General features: G+C 37.6%; 16 protein-coding genes. 2 read left to right on the forward strand and 14 right to left on the reverse strand.

From position 1 onward, the window contains the following. The 13 genes from ACGH47_RS11145 to ACGH47_RS11205 form a co-directional block, all read right to left on the reverse strand. Positions 1-1,167: terminase gpA endonuclease subunit (locus tag ACGH47_RS11145; RefSeq protein WP_411623445.1), on the reverse strand; the 1,167-nt coding region annotated here is incomplete at its 3' end. A gap of 11 nt (positions 1,168-1,178) precedes the next feature. Further along, a complete protein-coding gene (locus tag ACGH47_RS11150) occupies positions 1,179-1,763 on the reverse strand; it encodes a hypothetical protein (protein ID WP_411623446.1) in 585 nt (194 codons plus the stop codon). Positions 1,764-1,980: 217 nt separating this feature from the next. Further along, a complete protein-coding gene (locus ACGH47_RS11155) occupies positions 1,981-2,160 on the reverse strand; it encodes a hypothetical protein (protein ID WP_411623447.1) in 180 nt (59 codons plus the stop codon). 254 nt (positions 2,161-2,414) lie between these two features. After that, entirely contained in the window at positions 2,415-2,756 is a 342-nt protein-coding gene (locus tag ACGH47_RS11160; protein ID WP_411623448.1) for a hypothetical protein, read from the reverse strand. Further along, positions 2,732-3,226 carry a lysozyme gene (locus tag ACGH47_RS11165; protein WP_411623449.1) on the reverse strand — a complete coding sequence of 165 codons (495 nt, stop codon included), beginning with the start codon at positions 3,224-3,226 and terminating at the stop codon, positions 2,732-2,734. The genes ACGH47_RS11160 and ACGH47_RS11165 overlap by 25 nt, the downstream gene beginning before the upstream one ends. Beyond that, a complete protein-coding gene (locus tag ACGH47_RS11170; protein ID WP_411623450.1) occupies positions 3,198-3,470 on the reverse strand; it encodes a phage holin in 273 nt (90 codons plus the stop codon). Before ACGH47_RS11170 ends, ACGH47_RS11165 begins: the two co-directional genes overlap by 29 nt. 70 nt (positions 3,471-3,540) lie before the next feature. Beyond that, entirely contained in the window at positions 3,541-4,605 is a 1,065-nt protein-coding gene (locus ACGH47_RS11175; RefSeq protein ID WP_411623451.1) for a DNA-methyltransferase, read from the reverse strand. A 27-nt stretch (positions 4,606-4,632) separates the two neighbouring features. Then, a complete protein-coding gene (locus ACGH47_RS11180) occupies positions 4,633-4,773 on the reverse strand; it encodes a hypothetical protein (protein ID WP_411623452.1) in 141 nt (46 codons plus the stop codon). 322 nt (positions 4,774-5,095) lie between these two features. Next, positions 5,096-5,500, reverse strand: a complete 405-nt coding sequence (locus tag ACGH47_RS11185) for a hypothetical protein (RefSeq protein ID WP_411623453.1) — start codon at positions 5,498-5,500, stop codon at positions 5,096-5,098. Then, positions 5,501-5,872: a hypothetical protein gene (locus ACGH47_RS11190; protein ID WP_411623454.1), complete on the reverse strand. Its 372-nt coding sequence runs from the start codon at positions 5,870-5,872 to the stop codon at positions 5,501-5,503. It abuts the gene before it with no gap. After that, a complete protein-coding gene (gene rdgC / locus ACGH47_RS11195; protein ID WP_411623455.1) occupies positions 5,869-6,828 on the reverse strand; it encodes a recombination-associated protein RdgC in 960 nt (319 codons plus the stop codon). Before rdgC ends, ACGH47_RS11190 begins: the two co-directional genes overlap by 4 nt. 257 nt (positions 6,829-7,085) lie before the next feature. After that, positions 7,086-7,736, reverse strand: a complete 651-nt coding sequence (locus ACGH47_RS11200; protein WP_411623457.1) for a bacteriophage antitermination protein Q — start codon at positions 7,734-7,736, stop codon at positions 7,086-7,088. After that, on the reverse strand, positions 7,714-7,926 hold the full coding sequence (locus tag ACGH47_RS11205) for a Cro/CI family transcriptional regulator (RefSeq protein ID WP_411623458.1): 213 nt from the start codon (positions 7,924-7,926) through the stop codon (positions 7,714-7,716). The genes ACGH47_RS11200 and ACGH47_RS11205 overlap by 23 nt, the downstream gene beginning before the upstream one ends. Positions 7,927-8,055: 129 nt before the next feature. On the opposite strand from ACGH47_RS11205, the gene ACGH47_RS11210 reads away from it, so the two are divergent. After that, positions 8,056-8,682, forward strand: coding sequence for a LexA family protein (locus ACGH47_RS11210; protein WP_411623459.1), 627 nt, complete (start codon positions 8,056-8,058; stop codon positions 8,680-8,682). Positions 8,683-8,929: 247 nt separating this feature from the next. After that, complete coding sequence (locus ACGH47_RS11215; protein WP_411623460.1) at positions 8,930-12,874, forward strand: plasmid replication protein, CyRepA1 family; 3,945 nt, start codon at positions 8,930-8,932, stop codon at positions 12,872-12,874. Positions 12,875-13,604: 730 nt separating this feature from the next. Here ACGH47_RS11215 and ACGH47_RS11220 read toward each other — a convergent pair. After that, on the reverse strand, positions 13,605-15,428 hold the full coding sequence (locus ACGH47_RS11220) for a protelomerase family protein (protein WP_411623461.1): 1,824 nt from the start codon (positions 15,426-15,428) through the stop codon (positions 13,605-13,607). Positions 15,429-15,652: the final 224 nt, after the last annotated feature.

Consider the following 15,652-nt stretch of genomic DNA (forward strand, 5'->3'; position numbering starts at 1 on the left):
CGACTCCTCATCAATCCCCCAACCACAAATCTCGTACGCTAACCAGTCCTGCTGCACGTCAATAGCCAATGTTAGATAATAAACACCGTCTGGAATATCTGCCTCGTAAGTTTCGCGACGACGAAGCAAATACTCTGCTGCAATTTGTTCTCCGCTTTCTTCGTATGGCAGCCCCAAAACTGTGTTTGTGAAAACCTTTATCATCTCGACATCATCAGAAATTTCTTCAAACATCCGAGCTATTTCGGTCCACGATAACCAACCTACTGGAGAATATAATGACGACAGGTGAAACCCGACACGGTGATGACCAGGGTTGTGAGATTTCCAGTAACCTGCTGCCAGCATTTTAGTTTTGCTGTGTTCATAAATTAACGAACCGCAATGCAGGCACGCTAACGCGACTTTCTCAGGCTGCCCTTTAGGCCAACTCAATCGTTCAAATTCAATTGTCTGAAATTCACCGCAATGTGGGCACGGAACATAAAATTTACGTTGATCACTATCGATGTATAAAATCCATATTTTAGACACTCCGAGAACAGTGGGCGTTGAAGTGAAAAAGCCTTTTCCTCGTGAAAATGTTGACATGCGTCTCAACGCTAGCCCAATAGGATCGCCCTCGTTACCAGCTTCCGCTGGGTACCGATCAACTTCATCAAAATAAATGTTTTTAATCGGCATAGATGCCAGGTCAGCGGGACTATTAGCACCAGTAAGGATAAGCATTCCACCAACAAATTCTTTTTGATAAATTGTATTCCCGTCGCCCCAAAAAATCTTGTTTACTAATTTTGAGCATTGTTTTAATGATGGGCCGACTCGCTGTTTACTCCAGCGTTCAACCGCTTTATTTGTTGGTTGAACTGCTAACATTGGACCTGGCGAAACATCTATTGTATACATTAACCAGTTTAGTCCAGTTTCTGACGCGCCGATTTGAGATCCTTTTGCAAACACAACCTCTCGACACGGATGTGACGGAGATAAAACATTCATGATTTCGACTAAAAACGGCGTTTTTTCATTTCGCCACGGACCAGGTGAACTACTTCCAGATTTCGGTAATATTCTATATTTAGCAGCCCATTCACTAACCGTTAATGTAGGAATCGGCTGAAATGTTGCGCAGAATCCCTCAATTAATGAATGATTCGCTATATGCAACGAATCCACTATTATTCAATCTCCAAATCTCCAAGTTGTTTTCGTATATCAATAACCATCGCATTAATTTCAGACGTTAATAGTTTGTGTATTTCTCGTGAATTATCTAATGTTGCTAATTCGTCAGATAACCTATCGGGTAAATTTGTTAATGAATTAATTAAAACAGAACCGAGATTAGACCCCTGTTGTTTTACTGATTCAACTGAAACGACCTGTTTTAATTTTTCTGCAACTTCAATTTGAACCAGCTGCGCCTGATAAACGGCCTTGTCTGCTCGAGCACGATTAAAACGAATCACGTCATCGCTAGGTTGATTTGTGTTTAATTGATCATCATCAGAAACAACAACGGATTTGGGACGTCCACCTTTGTTCAATAGCAATTGCTGATTTGATTTATCGTCATCAAATGATTGTTGTTCAGCCAATACTTTTAACGACGAATCCAGATCAAATAAAGGGCGTCCACCTGCGGTGTAGTCAACTGGTAACAGGATTCTATTTTTTATTTTTCGTGAGACGGTCTGTTTTGTTACACCTGACTGACGAGATAATTCTGATGCTGAAACTAATTTGTCGCGTTTGTCACTCATTTCGTCTCACGCAAATAAAATTAAAAAATAACAGTGACAAAAATTTTAATTATAATTTATTGAAAAATAAAACATAAATAAAACCTCTGTCACTTTGTCACTATTTTGTAAACCCTAAAAAAAATTCAAAAATATATAAATTTCGGGAGGCGCAAGCCCCCGCAATGGACTCCCCCCCTCGGAAGTACCTAATAGGGGGGTGGGAACGTGTTCCCACTTATAATTTTTTCAATTCTGATGCTTGAAACCAATCTTTTGTAGCTCTACCATCAGCTGATTTATAATTAATAAAAAACTGAGGTGGCATATCTATATATTGAGCGAGACCAATTACTTCACCTTTTTCGCTACTAATTTTTATTTCAACTCTATCGCCTAATTTAAAATTTACTGGCATAAATTATCCTCTTAAATTTATTGGAATTTGTTTCTCTCGTTTGTTATTTATTTAAAATTGTTTTTTGGTAAATATTTACGCAGGCATTGGCTCTATTGCGCTCACTAATACCCCATGCTCGCAACTGACCAATTAAAACTATTGTGTGACCCCATTTAATAAAATTATTGTCGTTTATTACCGGCTCAGGATTTGATTTAACGATATTTGGTGGTAGAGGTGCGTAAATTGGAGATACGTATTCAATATTTTTTTTATTGGGCGAACACCCGACGACGAATATTATCAGGAATATTGCTATTAGCGCATTCGTTATTTTCCAGCATTTTCTGTACATCATGTTGCAACCTGTCGTTTTCCTGTTGTAGTTCTGAGTTTAGCGACATATATAAATCGTTTGTTTCTGAAACTGTATTTATCGAATTTTTTGTTAATTCTCGCTGATACTCTAATTGTGCAACATAGTGTTCTGCTAATTCACGTTGAGCAATTTCACGATCAATCTGCAGGTTTTTTGTTTTTAAAATTAGATAAAAATTACCCGCCAGCAACCCAAAAAAAATAATAAATGTTATTGTTTTACGGCTAATAGGCATATTTGCTCCTCAACGTCTCGACGGTTTACCAGTCCTAGCCATTTTTTACCACCTGCATAAACCCAACGTCTCAATTCGTTACACGCGCCAACAGTATCACCGCTGTTGATTTTTTTTAACAATGTTGATTTTTCAAACGCACCAACTCCAACGTTAAACGCAAACGAATACAGTGCTGCTCGTGTCGTATCAGGCAGATCAACTGTTAATAATTTATCAACGTGTACTGCGGTTTTTTTTAGATCGTTATCCAGCAGGGCGGCGCATTCGTCTGACGTGTATTTTTTATCTGCAACAATATCGGGACCAGTGTGCCCGTGACACACAGTCAGAACGTTAGCCACGTCACGATACGGTGTGTAACTGACGCCCTCAAAATTTGTTATTAAAACAGTAGCTATTGCGATTGTGCCAGCGCCAGCACTGGTCAATGCGATAATTTTATTTTTTAGTCTCGTATTCATCTTCATTAATTTTCTGTAATCGCTGGTAGTATTTAATTTTTGCACGTGTTTCTAATTCTGAGCGCCGATCCTCGCGCCGTTTATAATATCTGTTCGTCAGAAACGTTCCTATTGACAGTATTATTCCAACTATTACGGCAATTAGATTCCAGTCGATTGCACCCAAAAAAACACAAATTATGCTCCAGACGTACGAGATTTGAGATGATATTTTTTCCATGGTATTTTTTCTATAAAATTCAGTTTGCATAGTATTTGTTTAAAATTTAAATAAAAATAATTGTTTTTACTAATTATATGTTCCCCACCCGCCCAGCTCATCAGCATAAATTAATCTCCGACACGGTTTGATTGAATCTCTGTTCGTCTAATTCAACACCAATTGACGAACGATCTAACAATAGCGATTGTTTAACGACAACCCCAGAACCCATAAAAAAATCGGCGACGACATCGCCTGGTCGTGATGACGCGTTGATAATATCACGAATCATAGCAGATGGTTTTTCACACGGATGTTTACCTGGATAGTATTGAACCGGTTTATACGTCCAGACGTCTATATACGGAACGTCCGCGGTAACAGAAAACGGTCGGCGCAGTGATTCGTATCGCTGTTTTAATTCATCGAATTCTAGCGACAATAATTTATAATCCCTCGCCAAACAGTTGTATTCAGCTACCAAATCGGCGTGATTTTTATCTAAATTGGACGATTTTTTTAAATCTGCGGCTCGTTGACTAAATAATTTTTGCAGCAATTTATATTGAGACTCATTGGGCAGTTGCCATTGACTCGCACTAAACCAGTGCGAGCACATTTGTGTTCCCGTTACACGATTAATATCTGCTGCTGATACCGATAACGATTCGCGAGCCCGTTTAAAATATTCAATTAACGGCGCAAACGTCTTGGCCTTGAGTTCCTGACACTTTTGACCGTAGCCGATAGCTCCCTTTGCCGAACCGTCTGCGCCATAATGCTCAGCAAATAAAATGCGTTCTGTAGACGGAAAAAACGAACGTAAATCCGTTTTTCTCTGTCTCAGCCACGGTCCGTTGGGTTTTGCCCAGACGATATGGTTTAAAATATTAAACCGCTGGCGCAGCAATATTTCAGTATCTGCTGCTAATCTAGAACTACAAAAAACGTATAGAGAACCGTTCGGTTTTAATACACGCCAGAACTCGGCAAAAAAATCGTCTAACCACGCCAGATATTCGGTCTCACTGTCCCACTGACGATCCCACGATGCGTTTTTCACTCTGTAATACGGCGGGTCTGTCAGAATTAAATCGATACAATTATCTGGCAATGTTTTTATGTACGCGAACGAATCGGCGTTCACTAATGTTGCGTTTTTTATTTTTATTTGATTGAACATGCGTTTTTCTATATGATCAGTCCGCCGTCATGACAGCGGATGGGCTGAGATAAACCATGAACCTGTTCGCATGGGAAGTCGATTGTAACGTGTTCCACCACGTTGCGATCGCCCATTTTTCATGCATAAAAAAACCACCGAGGCGGTGGTTTTATTTTTTGTGCGCATAAAAAAAACCGCACTAGACGGTTTTTTCGCACAATACAAATTTATGCTGAAATCGTACCTAAAAAATTCGTGTTTAGCAACCTTTTTTTTAAAAAAAATTAATTTAATAAAAATCAAATATTTATTTTGTTGTTGTTCACTGTGTTTTTTATGTTCAATTCGTTCAACGCCGTTCTAATCGAATCGTATATTTTAGTCAACTGTTCCACGCTGTCCTCGTCGTAACAACGCCCGTTTATAGCAACAAATACCTCGCCGTTAACTAAATTTTTCGTGAGTTCGATTTTAATTTCACCCAGGCATTGGGTTGTTTTTATGCTAATCACTGTTCCTCCCCGTTTAAAAATTTTTCAAATCGCGCCGAATCTAAAACGATTATTCGTGTATAATTGGCCACATATTGCACGACATTTTGTTTTTTATTCCACGATTCGAGAAAATTTTTCAACTCCTCGTAATCTGTTATTTGTGATTCGGCGTCGTCGTAAAAATTGCACAGCGCGTATTGAATTGTGTCGTAGACGTCAATACCGTCCCAACGTTCCTGATCACAGTCAAATACAAAACAGGGTTTTTCTGTTTCGTCACAATGTTCATCGATATTGACTAATTCAAAAATATCCTCAACCCCTCGCCGTTCAGCGTCAGGACAGTGAACCCACCCGTGTGTTGGTTTTTCAATTATTTGTGCGGATTTTACCCACTCGCGCAATCCTCTATTTCTCATCTAAATGTCCTCTCGTTTTCTAACTGGTGGTCGCCACTGAGTCCCGCCGTGATACGTATAACCCAGATCTCGTAGTGTTTCTGCAGCAGATTCCAATATTGGTGCTACACGTTTTAAATTGTCAGCTGCGTTTTGCCAAAAATATTCCTCGTCGTTGTGTATACAGACCGGGAACGTGTCCCCAGTTGATATTTTTTCGATTTTTACCTCGACTGGGGTGACGTACGCAAATAGTCCTAGTGTTATCAATTTTTTTGCTTTGTGATCAAACGCCTCAGCTATAACGTCTAGATAATTTTTATTGACTAATTCCAGCAGATCGCCGTCGATCTCAAAAAACGTGTTTGTTTTTAGTGTATCTAATCTGATCATGATTCCTCGTCTGTTTTTAAATGGAAAAATTCGGCAAAATCGCTCAATATTAACGACATATATCGCCCAATTAATAGCATTTTTGACGTGTAATAGTACGAACTGTCGTCAACGCAATCTATTTTTGTTGTTGGGTCAATACCTGTTTTTTCGTCTACGTCGTATTTGAATTTTTTTAATATAAAAATATTTTTGTTACCGATCAGCAGTGTGAACGTGGCTAAAATTTCTGAACCGTTCCGCAGAGCCATGTTGACCGATTTAACGTATAACCCCTCCAGCATTTCTATATACGAACTGGATCTACGGTTGATACCGTCTAATGTCACGCTGCCGGTGTTGTCTGTATTTCGCGCTGTTAATAGGGGGTAATCACAAATGTGAATATTTTTAGATATTTGTCCAATTTCCTCGTTTGAGGGGTCGCACAAAAATAACGATAACCGCGTTCCTGCACTCGCTGATCTGATGTGTTGGCAGGCCAATTTGCCAATCACGTTGCGCAATTGGTGTAGCGAGTCCTCAGCCAAACTGGGGGATGACGCGTCCACGTAAATAAATTTAGTATATTTGTCAATTAACAAAAATACGTTTTTCACGTTGGGTTCTGTGTATTTCAACGTCTCCAATCGTATTTTTTGACGGTAAATTTCTGTAACAGCGTCGCTGACAGTGTCAATTTTTTGTTCTCGTTTAATCTCATTTATCCGTTCTGCTAATAAATTTTTAACGAGTTGTTCAGACACTGTTCTCGACGAAAATTTTATTTTCAGCAGAATTCGATTGTCCGCCTCAATAATATAGGTCTCATCAAAAAAACTATCAAACCCGGTTGAATGCGAGTCCAGATCTCCTAGTGGTTTGAATAAAAAATTTCTATTTTTTATTTGTGACGCGATTTTATTGAAATCAGTTTTTGAATCGTCATATCTGTACGCAATTAAATTTTTAAACATAATTTTTTCATCCTAACGATATAGCTGTTCCGTTTTGTCTATTGTATCGTGAAACCCAACACGATTTTGTATGCGGATCTGGTCTGTTTGATAAAAACCAATCGGCAACAACCGCCTGCCAATTAGTGTGCTCGTGCGTTTTAAAACCGCACGCACTACAGTATAACTGATACGTATTTGTAGCGTTTTTGTGTAGCAGCGTAGGTAACGTTTTACTGGTTTTTAAAATTACGTTACACAGACAGGGCGGGGGGTTGCTAATTGTTTTGTGTTCGTTTTTGATTGCTAACATTGATCAGGGCCTCGTAGTCTAGTTTATAACAAATTTTTAACAGCTGATTCCAGTGAGAATTGTAATTTTCGCTCCACCCGCTGATTGATTTTTTCGCCAACCTAGCCAGTGTTTTGCTGCTGTAATAATCGCGGTCAGTTTTTATTTTGTATACAGCGTTTTGAACAGCCAAAAAAACTAATTTTTTTAACAATTCCAACGTGGTAGTTCTAATTTTTTTTTGTTGTGTAAATAGCGTGGAATTAAATTCAGACCAGATGCGACGGCAAATTAAAATTTGAAAATCAAAATCGAGCCGATCTGCATAGCAGTAGTAGATCCACGCTCTGTGGCAATCGTCTGAGATATTTTTCACCGCTCTGGACCACCGCAAATGGCTGAAATTTATATCTGATAGTAATGTTGCACTGTATTTAAATTTACCTGTTTCTGTTGTTCTGGCTGAAACGTGACGTTCTGTGTTTTTCAGTCGAGTGCGTTTTTTGGGATTACGTAGATTAGCTGCGTTTTCTGGCGGGACGCTATTACACGAATAAAATACGTAAAACGAGCAAAACAAACGTCGCCTAACGTATTCAGCTATCAAACTGTGATCAGGGTTGTTGTTTTCGTTCATTGTTTTCTCGATTTAATTTTTGAACAGAATAGTCGGATTTTAGTTGCCCACCGGTTTTAACCTCTAATTCGTATTGACGATCAACCGGCACATAATCACCCCACTGGCTGATTGCCGACCGCCCTATACCTAGCACCTCAGCAATTTTCGATTTTTTTTTAAAAAAATTAATTACGTCTACAGTTCTCATAAATAGTTTACTAAATATTTTTTGTTCAGTTTATTAAACAACTAATCAATAGTCAACTACTATAAAATTGTTCAGTCAAATAAACATTGTGATATGATGTTGTCTATTTATTAATTAAAAAATTTAATCATGAATTATACAGAACGAGGCAACCGACTAAAAAATCGCCGAGAGGAATTAGGTTATACTACTCGGGATTTAGCTGAAAAAATAAACGTGTCGTCCGGCACTATTTCAAATATCGAAATTCAGGGTTCTATGCCGAAACTGGAACTGGCGTATAAATTAGCCAGAGCGTTAAACAAACCCACAGACTGGATATTAACAGGTGTCGACGAGCGGTTTGGGGCAACCAAAATACCTGTAATAGGCGGTAACAAAACAGGGTTGGAGTGGGACTGGGATACAATTGATTTAACTAAAATTAATGAATTCGTCGATTTTCCAGTACAACCCGCAGGACGATTTTATGCTCTCCGGGTAAACGACGACTCTATGTCGCCTAGGATCCTGGACGGTGAGGCTGTTATAGTCGATCCGTTTTCAACACCTCAAACTGGTGAGGACGTTGTTGTACAACTACGTAGCGGTGAAACAATAATAAAAACTCTGTTGTCAATACGAGACGATATAATTTTTTTAGGATCAATAAATTCACTGTATCAACGAATAATAAAAAACTACGTTGATATTCGTTTTATTCACCCTATCGTAGCAGTTGCACGATCGACGACAATTAAAACAAATAAAAAATAGATCTAATGATCTATTGATTAACAGACTAAACATCGTTATATTATGTGGCAACTACTAGTTGCACCTGTTTTTGTGCGAAAATATAGGAAAAATATGTAATTTTATATAAAAAAATAAATTTTACACAATAAAAAACCTCGGTTGTGGCGACCGAGGTTATCATTACGAACTCGTATAAAATGAGCCCACATAATTTCTCATTTTATACGTTTTCTGGAATTTTGCAACATTTTTTTAGGAAATGTATATGAATTTACTTTCATTCTATCAGCAGAAATACAACGCTGATCCGTACCTATTGTTAGATGCAGCATATCACGAAATATCGATCCTCGCTGCTGAGGCGGGGATCGACTGGTCAGCCGCAGCTGACAGGATCCGTCTATCCGACACCCGTGGACCACAGGAAAAATTCTCCAACTACAACAAAACCCCACCAAAATCGATCGAGAAAAAACTGCGCGGTCGTGTTGAAATATATTCTCGTATTGAAAAAACCCGAGAGGGGCTGGCGTACCCGTTCGTAAATTTTGTTAGAAAAGGGTCGGACGCCGGTACATGGTCGGGATTACAATTTCTATTTAACGAATACAATTTATCAAAAATAACAGGTGGGGACGCGACCCCACCTGTTAAAAATACCGCAGAACAAATTTCAAAACGCCGCGCGGAACGTGAAAAAATCGAAAAATTAGCGGCAATAGAGGAACAAAAAAAACACGCCGAAAATCTGAAAAATTTTAATAATTTTTTAAATAAATTTGAGTCTGCTGAAATAGAGTCCGGCTCGTTCGAATACGCGCAACGTAAACAAATAGCTAATATTTTTAATTATTGTGATGTTAGAACATTCTACTGGGGACGTGTGCCCAGTAAAATAATGGCGGTTCCGCTATCGCGAATTTACGATAAAAAAATTGTGGGCTGGCAACGAATTTATAGCGACGGCAGTAAAAAATTAACTGCTGCAGTTGATTCTGGTGATTACGTTGGCGCGTGTCACGTGATTGGAAATTTAACTCACGCTAAAAAAATTGTGATCGCTGAGGGTTTCGCGACAGCTGCAACTGTTTATCTGTCAGCTAACGGTAAATTCGACGCGGCAATTATGAGCATATCCGCTAACAATTTAATTAACGTTGCAGATCAGATTGTTGAATTATACCCGTGGATCGATATTGTTGTCGCACTCGATAACGACCACGCAACAGCGAAACGTGGTGACGGCAATACTGGTATCAGATACGGTCTGGAAATACTAAAAAAACACCCAAAAATAAAATGCATTTATCCTAAATTTAACGATTTACCGGACAATGAAAAATTGTCAGATTTTAATGATCTGTTTTTAACGAGAGGTGCTCGAGAAACATATCGTCAATTATTTTCACACGATAATAGGTTAGGAATTTCTACAGACCAATTAAAAAATGAACTCACCGCATTATCCGTGACATCAGTTAAACACAGAAAACAATTTGTTAAACAGTTATATAGATGCATAGACGTAGGGATGTCCAGATGTCCAATAGATTATTCGCCTCGAGAATTAATTGAATTAATTAATAAATATTTACGGCATTTAAATATTTTATCAACGTACGAGGGGACTGTTCGTAGCAGGGTTTGTAGACAATTTGCTCGGGAGCAAATACGCGCACAATCTACTCGGTCGTTTAGTAATAAAATAACAGATCCCGTATTGAGACCTGATCATATAACGTATAAAAAATTTAATACACCTAATATAAATGACGATATTTTAAATTATATTAAATCGCTAACTGGTCCTGTAATTGTTAGGGCTGGTATGGGATCGGGAAAATCTAAACATCTACTGAAACCGATAATGAGCGATAGTGACAGCGGTATTTCATTGGCGCATCGGGTTAGTTTAACGTCGAGTTTGTACGACATGATGACGGACGGTCAACGGGAACGATCCGATATTTTTAACTATCAGGAGCAGGGGCTGGACGATATATCGGTGGGTATTAAAAAATTAATTTTGTGTGTAAACAGTATTATAAAATCACGATGGCGATCACTAATTAGGAATCATGATTTTTTAGGATTCGACGAGGCTACCCAGGGGCTGAGGGCTATCTGTACCAGTAAAATAGTTAAATACCCTGTTGACGTGTTTAACCAGCTCATTACGGCAATAGCATCGTCTCGACGTCACGCAGTTCTGGTTGACGCGGACGCTAATGACACTCTGATCGAATTGTGTGAAATTGCAATAAAAAAACGCGACGAGTTAGGATTGGACACGTGGTCACAAATTCACGTTATCGAATTGCCGGTAGACGTTTCGTACGTTGACAAAAATGGCGAAAATAAAAAACGTGAGGTATTTTACACTGATTGCGATCGGGTTTTCACTGAAATTCTCGACGCCGCCGAAAATAATGAAAAATTTTTAGTTGCTACTGACAATAAAAATAGAGCAGATCAGTTGCTCAACGAATTGATAACGCGTTACCCCAAAAAACGGTGGCTATACGTGTCTCAGGATACAACGCCGTCGGCAGATGTTGTTGAATTTACTGACGCACCGAACAAATTTGCTACAAAATATGATGGGCTGATCTATAGTCCTGCTATATCGTCAGGTGTGTCAATTGAGGTGGAGCATTTTACGCGACATTTTGGACTATTCAGTGGTGTTGTTGTTCCGTCCGACGCGATACAAATGTTGAGGCGTGACCGAACGGCAAAATCATTTGTGATTGGTTTGGAAAAAATAACCAGGCAGCGAGCCGAAACTGCTGAAAATATAAAAACCGGATTTATTCAGGCCATGCTCGATACAGGTGAAATAAACCAGGAATATTGCGACGCGTCTATAACGAACGGAAATTTATCACTGGGGTTGGCTGATACTCAATTTACAAAAATAAAAATGAAAATAATGGAGATTGAATCGTCCGCTCGCTCAAATTTTGCAAATAATTTGATTCATATTTTAGCCGCCGACGGCTACGATGTACAACATTTGGCTACAGACGAATTAAAACGTTCGCGCGGTAGAACAGTGCGTCAGGAGGCTAAAAAACGGGTAACTGAAATTGAATTGTTGCGTTATTTAGAGGCTAAAACTCCCGATATTAAATTACGGGATGAATTGCTACAAAAACGAACATTGACAGAATTGGAACGCGCACAGTTGACCAGATACGATATTGAAAACGAATTGGGGTTGGACGTGACCGAGGACTCCGTTGAGTTTTGGTTATCCGGAGGTAAAAATAAAATAAAATTAGTGGAAATTCGCGATATGACGCATAACGAGGCGGCAGCAATTGACCACGACGAACAGTTATTTGTATTTTTATACAAATATAAATATAACGGTAATTCCGATTATATGGTTGTCAACGCGCGATCTCAAATTGAGGCCGATGAGAAATTTAAAATTGCTCATCCAGTTATTGATAGTTACACAGTGACTCATCGACCAGCTGTCGACGTGACGTCACGGACGTACGCGTCTCTACACAGAAAACTATTGAGACAATATTTTTACGATTGCGGTATTGATTTGGAAACAGGACGGGGTGACGTTACTGCCGAGTCAATGCAACGGGCGATGGACAATCTAATCAGTACTGAACGCATACAGATGTTTAATAATGTAGTTAGGTTTGGGGGGTATTCAGGTACCAGCAATAGACCTAAACGAGCTGATACTGTTTTTAAATCAGTTTGTAAATCACTGGGCTATCGTGTTGATAAACGGCGTCTACCTCGTTCACAGGGTAGGGGATACGTGTGGTTTATTGATCCAACGTCGTGGGATTTTATATCAACAATTACTGAAAAACGACGATTGATGCGCAAATCTGTACAATCAAAACAAACGGACGTGTTAAAAATAGATAATTTTGTGATCCCAGATCCTGAATCTATATATAATAATAAATATAAAATCGAGGATCACTCTATAGCAGTAAAACATAACTGGACCCAGTTGGTCACTACAGCGATAGACGGTTTGCCAATCGACGTTAATTGGGCTGTAGACGTTTTACGAGACGATGAACGGGACTGGTTTATTAACGAGGATTTACCTATTCCAGCTCTAACAACAACCCTAATTGGTATTTATATTAGCGAATTTCTCTGCAATATAACGCCAGCTGATCTCGATATATTAAAAAATAGGATGAGAATTCCGTGGTCACAATAATTTTTAATAATATAGAAAAAAAAATAAACATAATTAACAATATAAAATGCGTTAATTGTGGATGCTCTCAACAGAACGCGTGTGTGGACAGACTGGGGAATTCCTGTAGTTGGGTTCGTATAAACTATGATCAAAAAACAGGAGTTTGCTCAGCGTGTTTTAATAAATATATAACTACAGATCCAAAAATTTGAAATATTAAAACAGTATATTAGGACAGCAACATGAAATCTAAAACAAAACTATTTATTATATTTTTTATTGTATTTTTTAGTCTATTTTTATCGCGCATTGAATCTCACGCGCCCGAAATAAAACACGTCGCATTCGTTTTTCTAACTATATTTTTTTTAATAGGGTATAGAATAATCTATAACCTAGATTTTTATCACGTAAAAAACAAACACTACAAAAATTATATTGGAAAACGAATGATCACTTTGTTTTTGTATTTTGCAATTTTTTATTCTGTATCAATGTTTTTTTATCTGATAGATTATTGTTTGTTATTTGAATATATTGATTCTATAATATTTAATTATTTTTCTGTATCAGTCCATAGTTCAATTATTTATTACCTGTTCACACTATCTGTTTCAGCCTATATTGTTTTTCAATCGTTTTTCCAGATAGATTTCAATATTTCTGTTTTAAATAGAATTTGTACAGAACTGTCGGCAGAGATAGAACAGAATGAAAATAAATAGGTGGGGACATGCCCCCACCTATTTTAATTGTTTTTATTCCATGCCTTGTTTATTGCGTCCCCCATATTATCAGCGACACCCGTCCAAACGTACGCAATTTTTTTATACGTATATTGAACCAGCCATTGCCCGTTTATCAGCTGCTGAGCTGTAAACTGCGGCTGTTCGTCGTCGTTATCAATATCCTCAGTATTAATCTCGTTTGTATTGTGTTGATTATTTTTATCTATATTTTCGTCAGCAATTTCCTCAGAATTGACCGGAGTGTCCATTACTATTGATTGCTCGTCAGATTTTTTTTCTAGCCAACCAGTTTCATTATTTTTAACCAGTCCCAGCGCGTTCGCGGTATGCTCCAGATACCTGGCAACTATCGTCGGTTTTACCGATACAGATTTTCTAATACTATACGTTGTTATATTGGCGTCAGGGTTCGCCTCAATCTGTGATTTTACCCAATCGTGTATTTTCACCGCAGCGTTTCGTCCAGCTAAATTCGGCATATCGTCGTCGAGCTGTTGCAGTGCTATTAGTCGTTCGTTTTCGGGCAGAACAGGCGTGTAATTAGGATCAAAATTTTCTAATTTAAATTGTTTATAATGCAGCTGGGTTTCGTCGTCGTCATGTCCCAAAATTTCGGCGAAAAAAACGTCTTCATCGACATTAGCCCATCTAGGGTCTGTTTTAAAATATTTTTCGTAAACAATTCGAGCATAAATAGCCCTGACATCTTTAAAAACCCTTCTGTTATCATTAAAAAAATCCTTAGCAAAACTACATAGGTGGTTTGAAAATATTGAGTTTATTACTATTTTTTCGTTACGAATTTTTCTATCAGCGTCTACATTTTTTTGTACAACCTCTCTAACATCGTCAAAAATTGGTAATTTTCTCAACAATTTTAATTTTTTTATAAATAAATTACTGTCAATCAGCGTGTATATTTTTCGTTCAAATGAGTCGTCTTCAACTCGTTTTTTGGCTTGACCGGTAAATATTACTGAATTTTTACCAGCCCGTTTAAATTGTCCTGTTAAAATTATTTCAATTGTTCGTCTACCCGACACTGCTGCCAGCGCAAACACGAGAGGAGCAATTTTTTTGCGTTGTAAACCACTAAACGCGTAATCAGGGGCTGAAAAAATACTATATATTTTGTTTAAATATTTCTGATAATCAATAATAACGGTGCTGCGTTTTTTGCGTTTTAGACTGGAATCCGATTTTATTTTTATCGCCGCCTTTTCATTTTGGTCCATTACTAGATGATACATAATTTCGTGATTAATTTTTATTTTAGATAGATCATTTAGTAGGGATTCCCCACGGTGAACGTCATCAATAATTGTTTTATTTTTTATTGAGATCTCCCACTCAGGAAACGATTTTATCAGTGATGCATTTTTTGAATTTGGTTTGTATTTTTCAATTAAAATGATTCCTCGTTTTAATTTGTTTTGTAGTTCTGATAATTCGATTCTAATTTTTGGCGTTTCTGCGTGCTGCCAGCTATCAAATAGATCGGAATATTCAGTGTATTTTTTGGATAATTTATTGATTTCATTTTTAAAATTGTGATGAATTTTTTTATCAAATAGTTTTCTAGTTCTCGATAGATAATTGCTGTACGTTTTTAACGAGATTCTATTATCCAGCCCGCGTCCTCTAAATTTCCGTTTATCGTTAAATAGTGCATTTTTGAATTTTGTGGCCAGTGATTTATATTTTGCCGTTTTTTGGCCCTGTGGAATATTTGATTGTTCCAAAGATTCAACGTCGTCAATTAGTTTTTTTATCAATTCGTTTAAATCAATTTTTCTTGGACTAGTTCCGCCGTTATATCTCACAGTGTTCATACAGATCTCCTAATAGGTAACATATTTATACAATATAAATCGTTTAAATAAATAAATCAATAATAGGTAACATATTTATTTATCGATTATAATATTAAACTATCAATCAATAAAAATATGTTACCATAATTTTATTAAATATGTTACCTAAACGTAACAGCTTAATTAATAAAACGCGCGTTTTATTAATTAAGCTGTTACGTTTAGGTAACATA

Source organism: Gilliamella sp. CG16 (assembly GCF_046635785.1).
GTDB lineage: Bacteria > Pseudomonadota > Gammaproteobacteria > Enterobacterales > Orbaceae > Gilliamella > Gilliamella apicola_I.

Bases quoted from the DNA above. Each gene is read 5' to 3' on its own strand.
- ACGH47_RS11155 (WP_411623447.1), bottom strand. From the start codon at position 2,160: ATGCCAGTAAATTTTAAATTAGGCGATAGAGTTGAAATAAAAATTAGT.
- ACGH47_RS11205 (WP_411623458.1), bottom strand. From the start codon at position 7,926: ATGAGAACTGTAGACGTAATTAATTTTTTTAAAAAAAAATCGAAAATT.
- ACGH47_RS11210 (WP_411623459.1), top strand. From the start codon at position 8,056: ATGAATTATACAGAACGAGGCAACCGACTAAAAAATCGCCGAGAGGAA.
- ACGH47_RS11180 (WP_411623452.1), bottom strand. From the start codon at position 4,773: ATGCGCACAAAAAATAAAACCACCGCCTCGGTGGTTTTTTTATGCATG.
- ACGH47_RS11190 (WP_411623454.1), bottom strand. From the start codon at position 5,872: ATGATCAGATTAGATACACTAAAAACAAACACGTTTTTTGAGATCGAC.
- ACGH47_RS11185 (WP_411623453.1), bottom strand. From the start codon at position 5,500: ATGAGAAATAGAGGATTGCGCGAGTGGGTAAAATCCGCACAAATAATT.
- rdgC (WP_411623455.1), bottom strand. From the start codon at position 6,828: ATGTTTAAAAATTTAATTGCGTACAGATATGACGATTCAAAAACTGAT.
- ACGH47_RS11215 (WP_411623460.1), top strand. From the start codon at position 8,930: ATGAATTTACTTTCATTCTATCAGCAGAAATACAACGCTGATCCGTAC.
- ACGH47_RS11160 (WP_411623448.1), bottom strand. From the start codon at position 2,756: ATGCCTATTAGCCGTAAAACAATAACATTTATTATTTTTTTTGGGTTG.
- ACGH47_RS11200 (WP_411623457.1), bottom strand. From the start codon at position 7,736: ATGAACGAAAACAACAACCCTGATCACAGTTTGATAGCTGAATACGTT.
- ACGH47_RS11165 (WP_411623449.1), bottom strand. From the start codon at position 3,226: ATGAAGATGAATACGAGACTAAAAAATAAAATTATCGCATTGACCAGT.
- ACGH47_RS11170 (WP_411623450.1), bottom strand. From the start codon at position 3,470: ATGCAAACTGAATTTTATAGAAAAAATACCATGGAAAAAATATCATCT.
- ACGH47_RS11150 (WP_411623446.1), bottom strand. From the start codon at position 1,763: ATGAGTGACAAACGCGACAAATTAGTTTCAGCATCAGAATTATCTCGT.
- ACGH47_RS11175 (WP_411623451.1), bottom strand. From the start codon at position 4,605: ATGTTCAATCAAATAAAAATAAAAAACGCAACATTAGTGAACGCCGAT.